Source organism: Methylobacterium sp. Leaf118 (assembly GCF_920984675.1).
Lineage (GTDB): Bacteria > Pseudomonadota > Alphaproteobacteria > Rhizobiales > Beijerinckiaceae > Methylobacterium.
Genome location: NZ_CAKLBV010000005.1, coordinates 112169 through 129980 on the forward strand (window position 1 = coordinate 112169; position 17812 = coordinate 129980).

At 68.7% G+C, this 17812-nt stretch carries 18 protein-coding genes and 1 tRNA gene; 9 read left to right on the forward strand and 10 right to left on the reverse strand.

Annotation, left to right across the window (positions count from 1 at the left end; genetic code table 11):
• Positions 1–112 precede the first annotated feature (112 nt).
• Entirely contained in the window at positions 113–1324 is a 1212-nt protein-coding gene (locus tag LW587_RS03945; RefSeq protein ID WP_232628293.1) for an NADP-dependent isocitrate dehydrogenase, read from the forward strand.
• A 44-nt stretch (positions 1325–1368) separates the two neighbouring features.
• Here LW587_RS03945 and LW587_RS03950 read toward each other — a convergent pair whose 3' ends face one another.
• From LW587_RS03950 to glgX, 4 genes are all read right to left on the reverse strand, one after another.
• Complete coding sequence (locus LW587_RS03950; protein WP_232628294.1) at positions 1369–1665, reverse strand: hypothetical protein; 297 nt, start codon at positions 1663–1665, stop codon at positions 1369–1371.
• 242 nt (positions 1666–1907) lie between these two features.
• The gene (locus LW587_RS03955) at positions 1908–2225 is read right to left on the reverse strand and encodes a plasmid stabilization protein (RefSeq protein ID WP_232628295.1); all 318 of its coding nucleotides are present in this window, start codon (positions 2223–2225) and stop codon (positions 1908–1910) included.
• Between the two features lie 26 nt (positions 2226–2251).
• Positions 2252–3835 (reverse strand): histidine kinase famiy protein, encoded by a 1584-nt coding sequence (locus LW587_RS03960; RefSeq protein ID WP_232628296.1) that lies wholly within the window; start codon positions 3833–3835, stop codon positions 2252–2254.
• 110 nt (positions 3836–3945) lie between these two features.
• On the reverse strand, positions 3946–6216 hold the full coding sequence (gene glgX / locus LW587_RS03965; RefSeq protein ID WP_232628297.1) for a glycogen debranching protein GlgX: 2271 nt from the start codon (positions 6214–6216) through the stop codon (positions 3946–3948).
• Positions 6217–6439: 223 nt separating this feature from the next.
• Between glgX and LW587_RS03970 the strand changes: the two genes are divergently transcribed.
• From LW587_RS03970 to LW587_RS03980, 3 genes are all read left to right on the forward strand, one after another.
• Complete coding sequence (locus tag LW587_RS03970) at positions 6440–7246, forward strand: SHOCT domain-containing protein (protein WP_232628298.1); 807 nt, start codon at positions 6440–6442, stop codon at positions 7244–7246.
• A gap of 61 nt (positions 7247–7307) precedes the next feature.
• Entirely contained in the window at positions 7308–8372 is a 1065-nt protein-coding gene (locus tag LW587_RS03975; RefSeq protein ID WP_232628325.1) for a spore photoproduct lyase family protein, read from the forward strand.
• A 22-nt stretch (positions 8373–8394) separates the two neighbouring features.
• Positions 8395–8859: a nucleoside deaminase gene (locus LW587_RS03980; protein ID WP_232628299.1), complete on the forward strand. Its 465-nt coding sequence runs from the start codon at positions 8395–8397 to the stop codon at positions 8857–8859.
• A gap of 48 nt (positions 8860–8907) precedes the next feature.
• On the opposite strand, the gene LW587_RS03985 is transcribed toward LW587_RS03980, so the two are convergent.
• Positions 8908–9219, reverse strand: a complete 312-nt coding sequence (locus tag LW587_RS03985) for an ETC complex I subunit (protein ID WP_232628300.1) — start codon at positions 9217–9219, stop codon at positions 8908–8910.
• 28 nt (positions 9220–9247) lie between these two features.
• Positions 9248–9324 (reverse strand) — tRNA-Pro (locus LW587_RS03990).
• 966 nt (positions 9325–10290) lie between these two features.
• On the opposite strand from LW587_RS03990, the gene LW587_RS03995 reads away from it, so the two are divergent.
• Positions 10291–11007 carry a hypothetical protein gene (locus tag LW587_RS03995; protein ID WP_232628301.1) on the forward strand — a complete coding sequence of 239 codons (717 nt, stop codon included), beginning with the start codon at positions 10291–10293 and terminating at the stop codon, positions 11005–11007.
• 568 nt (positions 11008–11575) lie between these two features.
• Here LW587_RS03995 and LW587_RS04000 read toward each other — a convergent pair.
• A complete protein-coding gene (locus LW587_RS04000) occupies positions 11576–11791 on the reverse strand; it encodes a hypothetical protein (protein ID WP_232628302.1) in 216 nt (71 codons plus the stop codon).
• Between the two features lie 168 nt (positions 11792–11959).
• On the opposite strand from LW587_RS04000, the gene LW587_RS04005 reads away from it, so the two are divergent.
• Positions 11960–12670, forward strand: a complete 711-nt coding sequence (locus LW587_RS04005) for a glutathione S-transferase N-terminal domain-containing protein (protein ID WP_232628303.1) — start codon at positions 11960–11962, stop codon at positions 12668–12670.
• Between the two features lie 78 nt (positions 12671–12748).
• Here the strand turns inward: LW587_RS04005 and LW587_RS04010 are convergent, their stop codons facing one another.
• Together LW587_RS04010 and LW587_RS04015 are read right to left on the reverse strand one after the other, a co-directional pair.
• Positions 12749–13615: an NAD(P)-dependent oxidoreductase gene (locus LW587_RS04010; protein WP_232628304.1), complete on the reverse strand. Its 867-nt coding sequence runs from the start codon at positions 13613–13615 to the stop codon at positions 12749–12751.
• A 17-nt stretch (positions 13616–13632) separates the two neighbouring features.
• Positions 13633–14640, reverse strand: coding sequence for an alpha/beta fold hydrolase (locus tag LW587_RS04015; protein ID WP_232628305.1), 1008 nt, complete (start codon positions 14638–14640; stop codon positions 13633–13635).
• 153 nt (positions 14641–14793) lie between these two features.
• Here LW587_RS04015 and ribH point away from each other — a divergent pair, with 153 nt between their 5' ends.
• The 3 genes from ribH to thiL are packed head-to-tail and all read left to right on the forward strand — an operon-like array spanning position 14794 to position 16847.
• A complete protein-coding gene (ribH, locus tag LW587_RS04020; RefSeq protein ID WP_232628306.1) occupies positions 14794–15303 on the forward strand; it encodes a 6,7-dimethyl-8-ribityllumazine synthase in 510 nt (169 codons plus the stop codon).
• Positions 15300–15815 carry a transcription antitermination factor NusB gene (nusB, locus tag LW587_RS04025; RefSeq protein ID WP_232628307.1) on the forward strand — a complete coding sequence of 172 codons (516 nt, stop codon included), beginning with the start codon at positions 15300–15302 and terminating at the stop codon, positions 15813–15815. The genes ribH and nusB overlap by 4 nt, the downstream gene beginning before the upstream one ends.
• Positions 15816–15845: 30 nt before the next feature.
• Positions 15846–16847 carry a thiamine-phosphate kinase gene (gene thiL, locus LW587_RS04030; RefSeq protein ID WP_232628308.1) on the forward strand — a complete coding sequence of 334 codons (1002 nt, stop codon included), beginning with the start codon at positions 15846–15848 and terminating at the stop codon, positions 16845–16847.
• Between the two features lie 143 nt (positions 16848–16990).
• Here thiL and LW587_RS04035 read toward each other — a convergent pair whose 3' ends face one another.
• Positions 16991–17620, reverse strand: a complete 630-nt coding sequence (locus tag LW587_RS04035) for a helix-turn-helix domain-containing protein (RefSeq protein WP_232628309.1) — start codon at positions 17618–17620, stop codon at positions 16991–16993.
• Positions 17621–17812: the final 192 nt, after the last annotated feature.

Below are 17812 nucleotides of genomic sequence, written 5' to 3' on the forward strand. Positions count from 1 at the left end.
AGGCCCGGCTTTGTCGTGATGCTGCGGCGCGTTATAGGGGCGCCGGTAGGGTCGCGGGGCTGCGTGCGGCCGGGTTCGCGGCGGCACGCCAACAGGCAACTGAGGAACCGACATGGCGAAGATCAAGGTGGCCAATCCGGTCGTCGAGCTCGACGGCGACGAGATGACCCGGATCATCTGGGCGGACATCAAGAACAAGCTCATCCACCCCTACCTCGATCTCGATCTGGACTACTACGATCTCGGCGTCGAGCACCGCGACGCCACGAGCGACCAAGTGACGGTCGATGCGGCCGAGGCGATCAAGCGCCACGGCGTCGGCGTGAAATGCGCCACCATCACCCCCGACGAACAGCGGGTGGAAGAGTTCAAGCTGAAGGAGATGTGGCGCTCGCCCAACGGCACGATCCGCAACATCCTCGGCGGCGTCATCTTCCGCGAGCCGATCATCTGCTCGAACGTGCCGCGCCTCGTGCCGGGCTGGACCCAGCCGTTCGTGATCGGGCGCCATGCCTACGGCGACCAGTATCGCGCCACCGATTTCAAGGTGCCCGGCAAGGGCCGCCTGACGATCAAGTTCGAAGGCGACGACGGCACGGTGATCGAGAAGGAGGTGTTCAAGTTCCCGGACGCTGGCGTCGCGATGTCGATGTACAACCTCGACCAGTCGATCATCGATTTCGCTCGGGCCTCGTTCAACTACGGCCTCGCCCGCAAGTACCCTGTCTACCTCTCGACCAAAAACACCATTCTCAAGGTCTATGATGGCCGCTTCAAGGATCTGTTCCAGAAGGTTTTCGACGAGGAGTTCAAGTCGAAGTTCCAGTCCCTCGGCTTGACCTACGAGCACCGCCTGATCGACGACATGGTGGCGTCGTGCCTCAAGTGGTCCGGCGGCTATGTCTGGGCCTGCAAGAACTACGACGGCGACGTGCAGTCGGACACCGCGGCGCAGGGCTTCGGCTCGCTCGGCCTGATGACCTCGGTGCTGATGACGCCGGACGGCCAGACCGTCGAGGCCGAGGCCGCCCACGGTACCGTGACGCGCCATTACCGCGAGCACCAGAAGGGCAAGGCGACCTCGACCAACTCGATCGCCTCGATCTTCGCCTGGACCCGCGGCCTGTCCCACCGGGCCAAGCTCGACGGCAACGCGGACCTCGCGAAGTTCGCCTCGACACTGGAGAAGGTCTGCGTCGATACGGTCGAGGCCGGCCACATGACGAAGGACCTCGCCCTGCTCGTCGGCCCGGACCAGAAGTGGCTCACCACCGACGGCTTCCTCGACAAGGTTGACGAGAACCTGAAGGCTGCGATGGCGTAAGGCGCGACCGCCAAACGCCGGCCCGTCCCGCCACGACCTCCGCGTCATGTCCCGACGCGGAGGTCGTCGTCTTCCTGAGCGCGGGAGACGGCGAGGCGCAGGATCGCGGCGGAGGCCTCGTAGCGCTCCCGCCGTTGGTCCGGCTCGGGAAGGGCCCGGGCCGGGTCGAGGTTGTCCTCGTTGTCGGCCGAGCTTGACGATGGTGGCGAGGCGATCGTCGGTCTCGGCGATCGCCTGGACCCAGGCGACATCGTTCGAGCCTTCAGGACGGCCCAGCCGCTCGACCGCCGCGACCACGGGCGGATCGAAGCCGGCGCGCGCAGGTCGTCGGCGGTGGCCATGGCTCGAATCCTTCATGTGCAGGGTGATGGCGCCCGGCCTCCGCCCCGATGTCGAACGGATCGATCGGCGCGCCGGTCACGGAGCACGTCGCGGGGAGGGTTCCCCGACGCGACGTGCGGGGGCTGCGATCCCGCTGCGGCGGTTCAGCAAGAGGAGCGCGACTTCCGAAAAACCCGGAGCCGGCTTCTTGAACGCCCGATCCGCAGGCGCGCCCCCTGCAAACGAGGACGATTCGGCGTCCTCAGCCCGTCTTCTTCGCCGCGTTGCGCTTGCGGGTCTCGGCGGCCTTCTTCGCCGAGGCCGAACGCTGCTCGGGCGTGCGCTGGGACGAGGCCGTGCCGCCGCTGCGGCCGCCCTTGTGGGCCGCCGGGTGTCCGGTCGAGCGGCCCCGCCCCGAGCCGCCGGGATGATTTCCGCCGCCGTCGTCCTTGTTGACCGTCGCCCAGGCGCGGGACTCGGCCTCCTTCTCGGGCACGCCGCGGGACTCGTAGGATTCCGCGATATGCTCCGCCTTGCGGATCTGCTTGGTCGTGTATTTCGACGTGTCGCCTTGAGGCATGGCTCTCTCCGGGCTCCGCGCGACGCTCACCCGCCCGGCGCGTCGAGCACCGCCCGCAGGCGCCGGATCAGGTCGGCGCGGCGGTAGGGCTTGTTCAGGATTTCGAACTCCGGACGCGGCATTCCGGTTCGCTCCAGGCTCGCCTCGGCATAGCCGGTGGTGAGCAGCACCCGCAGGGAGGGGCGGCGCCGGCGCGCCTCGCGGGCGAGCGTCAGGCCGTCCATCCCCGGCATGATGAGATCCGAGAACAGCAGATCGATCCCGGGATCCCCGTGGAGGATCTCCAGCGCCTCGCGCCCGTGGCGGGCCATCAGGGTGGTGTAGCCGTAGTCCCGCAGGATGGCGCGGGCGAGTTCGGCCACGTCCGCCCGGTCGTCGACGATCAGCACGGTCTCGGTGCCGGGCCGCTCCTCCACCATCGGCGCGGCGGCGCCGATCTCGGCACCGCCCTCGTCGCTGGCCGGGAAGGACAGGCGCACCGTCGTCCCCTCCCCCACCACCGATCCGATCTGTACGCTGCCGCCGGATTGCTTGGCGAAGCCGTAGACCATCGAGAGGCCGAGCCCGGTGCCCTTGCCCTCTTCCTTGGTCGTGAAGAACGGGTCCATCACCCGGGCGAGGAGGTCCGAGGCAATCCCGGTCCCGGTATCGCGGACGGCGACACCGACGCAGCGCACGCCGCTCCGGGGCTCCTCGTTGCGGGTGGTGATCGTCACGCGCCCGCCGCCCGGCATGGCGTCGCGGGCGTTGATGAGGATGTTCAGGAGCGCGACCTCGACCTGCGCCGGATCGAGCCGGCAGGGCCAGAGATCGGGCGCGAGGTCGGTCTCGATGGTGACGGCGTCTCCGAGCGTGTGCCCGGCGAGCTCGCGCATCGCCTCGATGACGGCGTTGAGGTCGATGGTCCGGCCCTCCAGCCGCTGCTTGCGCGCGAAGGAGAGGAGCTGGTGGGTCAGCGTCGAGGCCCGCTCGGCCGCGTCGCGGATGTTGCTGACCGCCCGGCCCATCCGGGCGCGGTCGGCGTCCGGCCGTTCCAGGTTGGTGGCGAGCGAATCGGCGTAGCCCAGGATGACCTGGAGCAGGTTGTTGAAGTCGTGCGCGATGCCACCGGTGAGTTGGCCCAGGGCCTCCATCTTCTGGGCCTGATGCAGGGAATCCTCCGCCTGGCGGCGGCGGGTGATGTCGAGCTGCGAACCGAAAAAATACAGGAGCCGGCCATCCGGGCTGTAGACAGGGCTCACGAACAGGGCGTTCCAGAAGGCCGTGCCATCCTTGCGGTAGTTCAGGATCTCGAGGGCGATGTCCTTCCGCGCCACGATGGCCGCGCGCAGCTGGGCCCGCGCCTGCGGATCGGTGTCGGGCCCCTGCAGGAAGCGGCAATTGCGTCCAACCACCTCGGCCTTCGCGTAGCCCGTCATCTCCAGGAAGGCCTGGTTGACGAAGACGATGGGGTGATCCGCCTGGTTCGGATCGACCACCGTCATCGGCATGCGGGTCATCTCGACGGCGGCGAAGAAGATGCCGCTGCCCGACTCGAACTCGCGCCCGGCGAGGCCCGCTTCGATCCGCGGATGGGCACCGTGGGCGGGCTTCTCGGGAATCTCGGTCATCGCAAGCCGCCGCCCCTCCTCAAACGCGCGAGCCGGCCGCGACGGCGGCCGGCGATGCCTCGTGTCGCAGGCGGCCGCGACGGGACCCACCGGTCCCGCCGCGGCGGCGCTCACGCCTCTTCGTCGATGCCGAAGCGGACGCTGTCGACGTTCGCCCGCTCATAGGCCTGCATAACGTACTGGTAGGAGCGCTCCATCTCGCTGTGCTCCTCCCCCTCGTTCTCGATCGGCTTGAGGACGAACATCAGCATGGAGCGCCCCGTCACCGAGTAGGTCTCCCCGACCTTGAAGCTCTCGATATCCTGACCGTCGGGCAGGTTGGTGTCGAGGAGCCGCGTCCAGGCCGTGCCGCCCGGCGCGTCGGGGAAGGTGAAGCCGACGACATCGTGGTAGGCATTGTAGAACAGCAGCAGGGTGGCGTCCCCGCCGCGACGGTGGATGCCTGACGCCTGAGCCCGCCCGTCGAGCAGCACCGCCAGCGAGCGGGAATTGCCGTCGTTCCAGTTTTCCGGCGTCATCTCGGTGCCGGCCGGCGTCAGCCAAGTCACGTCCTTGACGCCGAACTCCTCGTCGTAATTGCCGGTCACGAAACGGCCGCGGGAGAGCATCGGCAGGGCGTTGCGCAGCAGGATCAGGCGCTGGGTGAACTCCGTCAGGTCCCGCTCGTCCGGGCCGATCGCCCCCCAATCGACCCAGCTCACCTCGTTGTCCTGGCAATAGGCGTTGTTGTTGCCGGCCTGCGTGCGGGCGAACTCGTCGCCGGCGAGCAGCATCGGCGTGCCCTTGGAAAGGAACAGGGTCGCGAGCAGGTTGCGCATCTGCCGTTTGCGCACGGCACGGATCTCGGGATCGTCGGTCGGGCCCTCGACGCCGTAATTGTAGGAGAGGTTGTGGCCGTGTCCGTCGCGGTTGTCCTCGCCGTTGGCCATATTGTGCTTCTCGTTGTACGACACGGTGTCGTTCAACGTGAAGCCGTCATGCGCCGTGATGAAGTTCACCGACGCCCAGGGCCGGCGCCCGCGCTTGTTGAACTTGTCGGCCGAGGCCGTGATGCGCGAGGCGAGCGAGGGGAGCAGGCCACCATCGCCCTTCCAGTAGCCGCGCACGTCGTCGCGGAAGCGATCGTTCCACTCGGCCCAGCCCGGAGGGAAGCCGCCGACCTGATAGCCGCCAGGGCCGCAATCCCACGGCTCGGCGATGAGCTTCACGTCGTTGAGGACGGGATCCTGGCGGCAGGTGTCGAGGAAGCCGCCGCCCTCGTCGAAGCCGTAGGGCTCGCGGCCGAGGATGGTCGCCAGATCGAACCGGAAGCCGTCGACCCGCATCTCGTTCGCCCAGTAGCGCAAGCTGTCGGTGACGAGCTGGAGCACCCGCGGGTGCGACAGGTTGAAGGTATTCCCGGTGCCGGTGTCGTTGATGTAGTAGCGCGGCTGGTTCGGCAGCAGCCGGTAGTAGGAAGCGTTGTCGACGCCCTTGAACGAGAGGGTCGGCCCCTTCTCGTTGCCCTCGGCGGTGTGGTTGTAGACGACGTCGAGGATCACCTCGAGACCGGCGCCATGCATGCGGGCGACCATCTCCTTGAACTCGGAGAAGGCGAAGTCCGGCACCGCGGCGTAGCGGCGGGCGGGGGTGAAGAACGAGATCGTGTTGTAGCCCCAGTAATTGATGAGGCCCTTCTGCTGCAGGTAGTCGTCCTGCACGAACGAATGGACCGGCAGCAGCTCGACCGAGGTGACGCCGAGGCTCTTGATGTAGTCGAGCACCGCCGGATGCCCCATGCCGGCATAGGTGCCGCGCAACTTCTCCGGCACGGCCGGATGGAGCTTGGTGAAGCCCTTGACGTGGGTCTCGTAGACGATCGTCCGCTCCCACGGCACACGGGGCTTCTCGTCGCGGCCCCAGGTGAAGGCGGGGTCGATCACCCGCGAGCGGCGGGTATAGGGGGCCGAATCCCGCTCATCGAAGGTGAGATCGTCGCCGGTCTCCATCTTGTAGCCGAACAGGGCCGGGTTCCACTGGATGGTGCCGACGAGCCCCTTGGCGTAGGGGTCGATCAAAAGCTTGTTCGGGTTGAAACGGTGGCCGGCCTCCGGCTCGTAGGGGCCGTGGACGCGGTAGCCGTAGATCGTGCCGGGCCGCGCGTCCGGCAGGTAACCGTGCCAGACCTCGTCGGTGTACTCGGGCAGCTCGATGCGCTCGATCTCGTTCTTGCCGTCGTCGTCGAACAGGCACAGCTCGACCTTGGTCGCGTGCGCCGAGAACAGCGCGAAGTTGACGCCCCGCCCGTCCCAGGTGGCGCCTCGGGGATGCGGCGAGCCTTCGCGGATGCGCGAGCGCGAAATGCGCGGCTTGGGCGTCGCAGTCCTGTCGTGATCGGCCATCGTCGTTCCGTCTGTCATCGTGGCAGGCCCCCCGCGGTGGCCCCGGCCGGACTCTGAACGTTCACGCCACGGTGAAGCTCCCCCGGGGCGTCGCATTGCAGCAATTATTTCCGTGCCGGTATCGAGGGCGGAGATGTGGTAGGCGTCGAGGGGAAACCCGGGCCGAAGGCGGCTGTTTCAAGCCCGGCTCCGCGCCGGGCCCGAAGGAGGACACCGTCCGATCATGAGTGAAGAGACGCGCGGCACATCCCCGGGCCTCCAGGCCCTCGCCGACCGGCACGGGGTGAGCCTGGAGGGCGTGCGCCATCTCGTCCGCGCCCTGGAGGCCGGCCACGGCAACATGGCGCAGTTCGACCACCCGGATCTCGGCGGTTTCGGCCAATGGTCCCGCGGCGGCATGGTCATGATCGGACGCATGAACGACCACGCCCTCAAAGCCCGCGTCGACGCGCTCTGCACCGAGCTCTCCGCCGCCTTGCCGCCGGCGGAGATGCAGGGCGCGTCGGGCGCGGGCCATTGGTGGCCCGAGGGGCTCGGGCAGCCCTCGAGCGTCGGGGCGCAGAATGGGACGCGCTACGCGTTCTTCCCGGGAAGCCGCCGGCTCGCCGTCGAGACCGACGGGCGCGTCGTCCTCTACGACACCGGCGGCCGGGAGGTGACGGGCGTCTCGCAGCAGCAGGGCGGATCCGCCTCGTTCGCCTTCAGCGGGCCCGGGGGAGGATTCTCCCTGCACGACCTTGCCCGCGCCAGCCCCGAGGATGCCGGAAGCGGGTGGGCAGAACCCGCCCCGCCCGCCCGGCCCGAGAGGTCGACGCTGATGGCGGCGGAAGCGCCCGCCCCGCCCGAAATGCCGAAGCCGGCGGCGGCGGAAGCGCCCGCTCCGGCCCGAGCCGCCAGCAATGCCGCCTCGGCGACGGGCGCGTCGGACGTCCTGACCCTGCTGGAGCGGCTGGCCGAACTCCACCGCAAGGGCGTGCTGACCGAGGCCGAGTTCTCGGCCAAGAAGACCGAACTGCTCGCCCGGCTCTGACGGGCCGGGCCCGATCGCCGCAGCCCCCGGCGGCCGGCGGGGTCCGCGCCATATGCGGACGATGGCCGGGCGCGACTTCCTCGACATCGACCGCATCTTCCACGAGCCGGCCGTGCTCGCCTATCCGCGCGGGCAGGAGATTCTGGCGCGGTTCCCCGCGGCCGAGCGGATCGCGGTGCCCTCGCACTGGAACATCCCCTCGCTTCACGGCAATGCCGGATCGGTCGAGGACTGGGTGCGCATCAAGCGCTCGACCCTGGTGCTCGGCGTCAAGAAGGGGCTCGCCCTGCGCCCCAACGGCCGTTCCGCCCATTTCATCGCGCCCTCGACCTCCAACGGCTGCGCCATGGCCTGCGCCTATTGCTACGTGCCGCGCCGCAAGGGCTTCTCCAATCCGATCTCGCTGTTCGTGAATGTGGAGGCGGTGGCGGCCGCGATCACGCGCCACGCCGCCCGACAGGGGGGGCTGCCGGCCCCCGACCAGATCGATGCGACGGACTGGGTCTACGATCTCGGCGAGAACGGCGATCTCTCGGTCGACGCCATGGTTTGCGACACCGTCCGCGACCTCGTCGCGCTGTTCCGCGGCCTGCCCAACGCCAAGGGCTCGTTTGCCACGAAATGGGTCAACCGCGATCTCCTCGACTACGAGCCGCGAGGCCGCACCCGCATCCGCTTCTCCCTGATGCCCGCGCGGATCGCCCGGATCGTCGACGTGCGCACGAGCCCGATCTCCGAGCGCATCGCCGCGATCGACGACTTCCTGGCCGCCGGCTACGAGGTGCACGTCAATTTCTCGCCGGTCATCCTCTACGAGGGCTGGGAGGCGGACTGGGCCGAGCTGTTTTCCGAGATCGACGATCGTCTCTCGGACGCCGCCAAGCGCCAGCTGAAATGCGAGATCATCATGCTGACCCACAATGCCGGGCTGCATGCGGTCAATCTCGGCTGGCATCCCAAGGCCGAGGCGCTGCTGTGGCGCCCGGACATCCAGGAGACGAAGCGCTCCGAGGGCGGAGGCGAAAACCTGCGCTACCGCACGGGCTGGAAGGGCCGCTGGCTCGCCCGGTTCAAGGCGCTGCTCGCCGAGAGGATGCCCTATTGCACGGTACGCTACGCGTTCTGAACCGCGGACACGGGGAGACGGCATGAGCGAGCACGAGGGCTACCTGCGCGAGGCGGTCGAGATCGCCCGGGCCAACGTGGCGGAGGGCGGGCGCCCCTACGGCGCCGTGATCGTGCGCGACGGCGCTGTGGTGGCGCGGGCGGCCAACACCACCCACACGACCCTCGATCCCACCGATCATGCCGAGATGGCGGCCCTGCGGGCGGCGAGCCGGCGGCTCGGCCGGGCGAAGCTCGACGGCTGCATCGTCTACGCCAGCGGGCGGCCCTGCCCGATGTGCCACGCGGCGATGCGCCTCGCCGGCGTCGAGCGGGGCTACTACGCCTTCACCGCCGAGGAGGCGGAGGCCGAGGGGCTCATCAGCGCCGGCATCTACGCCGAATTGTGCCGCCCTCCCGAGGAGCAGCCGATGCAGGTCCGCCACCTGCCGCTGCCGGGCGAGGCGAGCCCGTTCCGGGTCTGGGCCGAGCGGAAGTCGGGCGGCTGAGCCGGCCCTTTCCGCCGCGTTCGGGCGGCCTGACGCCGCCCCCGCCCCTCAATGCGTCCAGGGCGCGGTGCGGTTGAACTTGAAATTGTCGGAGTAGGACAGCCCCTTGCGGATCGTGGGGGGCTTCGGTTCCTCGACTCGGTAGGCGATGCCCTGCGAGCGGGCATAGGCCACCGCCTCCTCGGCGGTGTCGAATTCCAGCCGCACCTGCTGGAGCATGTCGGAGGAGCCGGTCCAGCCCATCAGCGGATCGGTCTCGCGCGGGGCCGTCTGATCGAATTCCAGCACCCAGAGCTTGGTGCGCGCAAGCCCGGACTGCGTCGGGTCCTTGGCGGGGCGGTAGATGCGGGCGCTCGACATCGGATGACTGACGACTCCGGGAAGGCCATGGTCGGGGCGATAGGATTCGAACCTACGACCCTCTGCTCCCAAAGCAGATGCGCTACCAGACTGCGCTACACCCCGACACCCTCTTGGGCCTAGGGGAACTACGATTTTCGGCCCCGCCGGGCAAGCCTGGGAGTGGCCGCGAAGGGCACATCGCGAGGTCGTCCCGAGCGGTTCGGGGCGAGAACCGCCAAAACAGTCACCCAGAATACGCCCCAGGCGTTCTCGTCTCGGGCCTTTCTCGCTCCCTAAGCGGCATCGACCTGGGGAAGAGCCTCACGCCGGAAGGGCGCGACGCCTTCGCCGCCGCCAGCGACCGGCCAGATCGGAATGGTCGCAAGCGCGAGCGCCAATGGGGGCCGCCGGAGCGGCGCCTGCCGCTCGGCGCGGCGCAGCGATGTGACCGGGGCGCCCTGGGGCACGCGCGACTGGCTGAAGGTCGATCTCTGCAGTTTCAAAATCCACGACGGCAGGCGCCGGCTGGCAAGGGAACTGGGATGACGTCTCTGAGCGTTCTGACGGTGTGTGCGGCGCTGTTAACGGCACAAGCTCAAGCAAAACATCAAAGCAATTCGCCAAAATGGATCAAAGACCTATCTAAGATTAAATGATCGAATCATCATGAGACCGTCAAACTTCTACGAGCGCTGCGGAGCGTAGCCGATAGATTTCACAGCGAGTTCCATAGCCTGAAGATCGGAGACGGGGACACCGGAAATAGGAAATATCTGGTTAATTTTATCATTAGCACAAATGTTTGATTTTAATAGTTCAATTTTATATTTGTTGGGACACTCGTAAAAATTATAAACACAGATCTAATTCGGCATATTCGCAAATAATGCTGGTTTTATTGCGAATTTATCATGTGTATATGGCGCACTTGTGCACCTCCACCCAACCTCCGGCTTGTGGTTGCGTTTGTTGCCCGCCCGCAACAGATCAACAACGTTTTAGTTCCAGTCCCTCAACCTGAGATGGACGCCACAGCCACGGCGTGCTGAAAAATAATTCGACGGCAACGACCGTCTTCCGGGGGCTCTTATGAACATCCGAGTTTGTTTCGCGGGCGCCCTGCTCGCAACAATGGCTGCTGCCTGCGTTCCGACCGAAAAGGTCGCGTTCAATGCCGGGCCTCAGCAGCAATCAGTTGTCCGGGACGGCCGGAATGCCGTGATCTCGAAAAAGAAGAGTTCAACGGTCATCGTCACGTCCGCATCTCGCGAGATTGCAAGTGGAAGCCGGCCCGTTTTCGTCGTTGGTATCCAGAACAACGGCAAGATTCCGAGCGATTTCCGGGTCACCAGTGTGAGCGCCGTTCAAATTCAGGATGGGGCGCCATCAAAGTCGATGGCCGTTGTGACCTACGATCAGCTCGTGTCTGAAGAGCGCACGCGCCAGGTCGTGAGCGCGATCCTGGTTGGCGCGGCCATCGCTGGGAACGCCTACGCCGCACAGAACGCGAGCTACACCAACAGCGGGCGCTACAGCCCCATCGCTGGCGCCATCAATGGGGCCCGGGCCGATGCCCAGAATGCCGCCCTCATCGGTGAAACAGTTGCCGGCGGTCAGCTCAACCTCGCCGCGTTGGAGCAAAACGTCATCAAGGACAATACGGTGATGCCGGCCGAGTGGGTCGGTGGCCAGCTTCACATCGAGCCTCCCGCTGGGGGCGTCGGGGCCGCGAAGGCCTATGTGATTACCGTGCCGGTCGGCAACGACATCCATGAAATCACGGTCACGCAGGGCAAGGCGGTTTGACGTGAGACCAAGGCAGCGGATCGCACACATAGCGCTCCGCCGCCTCCAACCGCGGACACACGCCTTCGAAGAGCTGAGCCCCCCTCCTGCACTTGCCCATCACAGCGTCCGCCATTTGCTCCGGAATGACCCTCTCATGGGCACGGACCATGAGCCGGAAGCGGTCGAAGGCGTCGGGGTCGTCGATCTCGGGCCGGTCGGCATAGCGATCGATGGCTGGCCAACGGACCTGCCCGGCGCCGCGCATGGCGGCCCGCTGCCAATGGTCGGAGATTCAGCGAACCCCTCGCTGTCAGAGGCGAGATGAGAGGCCGCCCAGATCATGCCGGCGCGGAAGCCGCGGAACACCGCTTCGCTCAGCCGCTGGGACGCGCGATTTTGGGAGGCGGGCAGTGGCGGACGAGGACCCGTCTCAGGAGGCGTCGGGTTACGGCGCTCCCATCGCCCGGATAGCCCGCAGCGGCCGGCCCGCTCGCGTGCGCCTCACGCCAGGCCCGCGTGCGACGGCATCTCCCTGCGGCGAAGCCGGCGCAACGTCGCTTCCCAAGGAAGACCCGCCCCGTAGGGGTCAGACCAAGATGTCGAGGACGCGCCGGTCCGCCTCGAGCGACGATTTCAAGAGGGCCGTGGTCACGCCGACCTCGGTCTTGGCCGAGACGAGATCGACCGCCGCCCGGGTCGGGTCCGCCGCGCCCTGCGGAGAGGCGACGCGGCTCGCCGCGCCGTCGAAGCGCTGGAAGGCGGCGGACAGGGCCGCCGTGCTGGTGGAGACTGCCGAGACCATCGCCCGCTCCGTGCCGTCAGGGCCCCGACGAAAGCACGCGAGGCATGAAGCTTTCCTTGTCCGATTCCGCGCAAGGCGTTCGATCCGGCGGCTTGAACCCGCGGGAGGGCGCTCCCACCTCGCCGCTGGCCGGAACGTGAGCCGGCCGGCGGAAGGACGAAGCGCGCGATGATCGACCTGCACTATTGGCCGACCCCGAACGGCCACAAGGTCACGATGTTTCTGGAGGAGGCGGGCCTGCCCTACCGGATCCATCCGGTCGATATCGGCAAGGGCGCGCAGTTCGAGCCCGCCTTCCTGGCGATCGCGCCGAACAACCGGATGCCGGCCATCGTCGATCATGCGCCCGCCGACGGGGGCGCGCCGGTCTCGCTGTTCGAGTCGGGAGCGATCCTGCTCTATCTCGCCGAGAAGATGGGCCGCTTCCTGCCCACGACGTCCCGCGGCCGGGCCGAGGCGCTGCAATGGCTGTTCTGGCAGATGGGCGGCCTGGGACCGATGGCGGGGCAGAACCACCACTTCTCCCAGTACGCCCCGGAAAAGATTCCCTACGCCATCGACCGCTACGTCAAGGAGACGAACCGGCTCTACGGCGTGCTCGACCGGCGCCTCGCCGACCGGCCCTTCGTGGCGGGGGCCGACTACACCATTGCCGACATGGCCTCCTATCCGTGGATCGTACCGTGGGAGCGGCAGGCTCAGGATCTCAACGCCCATCCGAACCTGAAGCGCTGGTTCGAGGCGATCCGCGAGCGGCCCGGCACGCAGGCCGCCTACGCGCGGGCGACGGAGGTCAACCCGAACCACGGCCAACCGATGAGCGAGGATGCCAAGCGGGTGATGTTCGGCCAGACCGCGGCGACCACGCGGGGCGACTGACACCGCGGCGCCCCTCGGAATGCGGCGGCGGCGGCGCGCGGACGGTGCGGAGGCCCCGAAGCGCCCCCCGCTCCGGGCTCAGCGCCCGCTGCGGCGCGTCGCGACGCGGGTGAGCGCGGCGAAATCCCGGTCGGCGTCGCCGTGGGCGATGGCATCGAGCAGGTTGTCGCGCAGGACGCTTGCGAACGGCATCGGCACCGAGGCCGCCTCGCCGGCCTCCAGGACCAAGCGGACGTCCTTCATCCCCAACCGCAGGGTGAAGCTCGGCGGATCGAACCGGCCCTCGCTGATGATCGCGCCGTAATTCGTGTAGACCGGCGAAGCGAACAGGGTGCTGGTCAGCATCGCCAGCACGTCCTTGCCGGGAATGCCGTGGCCTTCCGCGAAGGCCGAAGCCTCGCCCATCGCCTCGATCGCCGAGACCAGCATGAAGTTGCCGGCGAGCTTGACGGCGTTGGCCTTCTCGGGCTCCGCCCCGAAGCGCCAGGTTTTCGTCCCCATGGCGTCGAGGAGCGGCTGCACCCGGGCGATGGCTTCGTCCGCGCCGGCCGCCACGATATGGAGCGCGCCCGCCGCCGCGGCGTCCGGCCGGCCGAAGACCGGAGCGGACACGTAAGCGATTTTGGCCCGGGCATGGGTCTCCGTCAGCTCCTTCGCCAGGGCCACCGAGATCGTCGACAGGCCGACATGCACCGCCGGGCGGGCCGTCCCCTCGAGGAGGCCGCCCTGCCCGATCACGGCGCGCAGGGCCGCGTCGTCGGCCAGCATCGTGAAGGCCGCGTCTCCCGAAAAGGCCTCCGCCGCGCGGGCCACCGGCTCCGCCCCCTCGAGGGAACGGGCCGCCTCCGGCGTGCGGTTCCAGACCCGGACCCGATGACCCGCTTCGACGAGGCGACGGGCCATGGCCCGGCCCATGCGGCCGAGCCCGATGAATCCCACATCCATGTGCGTCTTCCCGCCTGTCAGTTACGGTCGAGGAAATCGAGCATCAGCCCGTTGAACATGCCGGTCGCCTCCATGTGGACGAGGTGGCCGACATTGGCGATGACCTCGGCGCGGCCGTTGGGCATCCGCGCGGCGAGCGCCCGGGCGTGGCCGGTGTTGTCGCCCATGCCGGAGCGCTTCTCCGGCGGCGCGAACGCCTTGCCCGGCGCGTTGCGGTCGTTGGCGCCCATGATGAACAGGGTCGGGGCACTCACCAGCGGGATCTCGTGCACGACCGGCTGGCCCCAGATCATCTGGTAGGAGTTCACGAACGACCGCAGCCAGCGCGGATATTCGCCCGAGCCCTTCACCCGCTCGCGGATCTGCACGAACGATTCGATCGCGGAGACCGGCAGCGACAGGGCGTAGCTGGTCATCAGCTGCTTGCGGTAGGCCTCCGCGGTCAGGTCGCCCTCGCGGGCCATCAGCGCCTCGTCGGAGACCGGCGGCACCGCGAAGCGGTAATCCTCCAGGCCGATCGGCGCCTCCAGCACCAGACTGTTGATCCGCTGCGGATAGGTGCGCGCCATCCGCACGGCGAGCATCCCGCCCATCGAATGGGCGACCACATCGAACCGCTGAAGGCCGAGGGAATCGGCGAGCGCCACCGTGTCGGCGGCCATCCGGTCGAAGGTGAAGGCGCCGATGGGCTTCGAGGATTTGCCGAAGCCGAGCTGATCGGGGACCACGACCCGGTACCCACCCTCGGTCAGCGCCCGGATCACCGGCTCCCAATAGCTCGAGGGGAAATTGCGCCCGTGCAGCAGAAGGGCGGTGCGGCCGTTGCCCGCCCCGTTGGGAGCGACGTCCATATAGGCGAGGCGCTGGGCCTCGCCGTCGCGGCTCACGGGGAAGTAGCGGACCGGGTAGGGATAGGCGTAGCCTTCGAGCGCGATGCCGAGCGCGTTCTCCGGCCCGTCGAGGGCCTGCGTGGGCGAGGCGGCCAGGGCCAGCGCCAGCAGCGCCAGGATCGGGGCGGATCGCATGTGAACTCCTTATTCGATTTCGGCAGAGATAGGGCGCTGCCCGCGCCCGCATCAATCCGGATGGGTGACAGGTTCGACGCGCCGCCGCTTGTCGAGTGCGCGGCTTCTGCGCTAACCCTCCGGCCCGCCCCCCGCTCGGATCCGCGCGACGCCATGGTTTCCCCCACCCGAGACGCGGCCGCGCCGAAGAGCATCCTGGAGAGCCTCGCCGGCACCCGCGTGCTCGTGGTCGAGGCCCGCTATTACGAAGATGTCGCCGACGAACTGCTCGCCGGGGCGCGGGCCGCCATCGCGGCGGTCGGCGCCGAGGCGCGGGTTTTCACCGTGCCGGGCGCCCTGGAAATCCCCGCGGCCGTCGCCATCCTCCTCAAGGAGGGCGAGCGCGCGGGCGAACCCTACGACGCGGCGGTGGCCCTCGGCTGCGTCATCCGCGGCGAGACCGGGCATTACGACATCGTCGCGGGCGAGAGCGCCCGCGCGCTGATGGATCTCTCCGTCGCCGAGCGCCTGCCGCTCGGCAACGGCATCCTCACCGTCGAGACCATGGAGCAGGCCCTCGTCCGCGCCCGGGTCTCCCAGATGAACAAGGGCGGCGGCGCGGCGGAAGCGGCGCTCAGCCTCGTCGCGATCAAGCGCGCCGCCAAGTCGGAAGCCGCCCGATGAGCCAGCCTGCCGAGACACCGGCCGCCGCGAAACCCGCCCCCCTCAGCCTGCGCAAGGGCGCCCGCCTCGCGGTGGTGCAGGCGCTCTACGAGATGGAGATCTCGGACAAGGGCGTGATCGAGGCCCTGGCCGAGTTCGAGGCCTTCTGGATCGGCCAGAACATCGACGGCGTCGCCCACCCGCCCGCCGAGACCGCCTTTTTCCGCGACGTGCTGCGCGGCGCGGTCGAGGAGCAGCGGGCGATCGACCCGAAGCTCGACGCGGCGCTGGCCAAGGGCTGGCCCCTGCGCCGGGTGGAGGTGGTGCTGCGGGCGATCCTGCGGGCGGGCGCCTACGAGTTGATGTTCCGCCGCGACGTGCCGGCCCGCGCCGCCATCTCCGAATATGTCGATGTGGCCCACAGCTTCTATGGCGGCGACGAGCCCGGCATGGTCAACGCCGTGCTCGACCGGGTCGGCCGCGAGGTGCGCTCGACCGAATTCGGCATCCCGGCGGCGCCGAAGAAGGACTGAGCCCGGTTGGCTCGTTCCGACGATCCTTCCTTGGCCGACCCGTCCGGTGCCCCGGCGGCGCGTCCGGGCGAGGAGGCCCTGATCGCGCGCTACTTCGCGCCGCTCGCCGGCCCCGGCGCCGAGGGCCTGCGCGACGACGCCGCGAGCCTGGCCCCGCGCCCGGGGCACGACCTCGTGGTGACCACCGACGCGATCGTCGCTGGCGTTCACTTCTTCCCCGACGATCCACCGGGCTCCGTCGCGGCGAAGGCGCTCGGCGTGAACCTCTCGGATCTCGCCGCCAAGGGCGCGACACCCCGCGGGTTCGTTCTGACCCTGGCCCTTCCGGACGGCTGGACCGAGGCATGGCTCGCCGCCTTCGCGACGGGCCTCGGGACTGCCGCGCGGGCGCAGGGCTGCCCACTTCTCGGCGGCGACACCGTGCGCTCCGGCGGACCGGCCTTGATCGGCGTGACCGCCTTCGGCGAGGTGCCGGCGGGGACGATGCTGCGGCGGCAGGCGGCCCGGGCCGGCGACCGGCTCTGCGTCTCCGGCACGATCGGCGACGCGGCACTGGGCTTGCGCCTGCGACTCGCGCCGGAGGCCGGCCTCGGGGCCGTCGCGCGCGAGGCGCTCCTCGACCGCTACCTCCATCCCCAACCCCGAATCGCTTTGGTCCCCGCCCTGCGAGCCCATGCCCGCGCCGCGATGGACGTGTCCGACGGCCTCGTCGGGGATCTCGCGAAGATGCTGGACGGCACCGGGTTGAGCGCGCGCGTGGATGCCGACGCGGTGCCGCTCTCATCCGCCACCCGGGCTCTGATCGCCCGGGACGGCGCCCATCGGGCGACCGCGTTCACCGGCGGGGACGATTACGAGATCCTCTGCGCCGTGCCGCCGGAGGCGCTGAACGCCTTTCTCGACGCGGCCCGGCAGGCCGGCGTGCCGGCGACCGCCATCGGTACGGTTGAGGCGGGCGAGGCCCCGCCCCGCTTCCTCGACGCCGAGGGACGCACGTTGGCCTTCGGGACAGGCTCGTTCAGTCACTTCTGACGGCGCCGTGCGCGCCGTCAGAGCACCTCGGGACCCGCACCTCGGGACCCGATGGACCCGAGGGCAGCCTTGTGGAGGGGGCATCGACGGGCGGGGGAGCGGGTTCCGACGAGATCCCGCGTCCTCTCACACCCGCACTCGCCTCACTCCATCACGGCGGCCTTCATGATGACGACCATGGTGGCCCGGCCCGGGGCGTCGCCGAGGCAGCGGATGCTGTGGGGACGGTCGCAGCGGTAGCGCAGGGTCTCGCCCGGGCCGGCCCGCTGGACCTCGCCCGCGACGTCCACGGCGAAATGGCCCTCCGTCACCGAGAGCGATTCGACCGAACCGCGCTGGTGGGGGTCCGACTCGAGCACCCCGCCCGGATCGGCGGTCACGTCATACCATTGCAGCCACTCGACCGTCTTGATCCAGCCGATGATCGCGAGCCGAACCTTGCCGTCCTCGGACACGAGCCGCGGCGTATCGGCCCGCGAGAAGCGCTCGATGAACGGCTCCTCGTCGGAATGGGCCAGCACCCGCTCGATCGACACGTCGAGCGCCTGGCTCAGGCGCCAGATCGTGGCCAGCGTCGGGTTGGTCTCGTTGCGCTCGATCTGGGAGATGATCGACTTCGCGACGCCCGATTGCTCGGCGAGTTCCGAGAGGGAAAGGTTGTAGGCCTTGCGCAACCGCTGGATCGTCTTGCCGAGCTGGCCAGAGAGCACCTGGGCGCCGCTGACGAGATCCTTCGGTCGTCCGCGCTCGAGGCTTGCCGTGATGTCCTGCATCCTACCGGTCCGCTGGCGCTCCCCGCCACCAAACCGTCGGCGAGGCCCGGGCGAGCGCATCGATCTGCGAGAGATCGTTCCGTTATCCGAACGAACGTTTGATTTGTCAAACGGCTTCCGCGACTGGCGAAGGGTGTCGCGAGGCCGATCTTCGACCGCATTCAGGCCGGATACGGTCTCCCGCACGAGGCT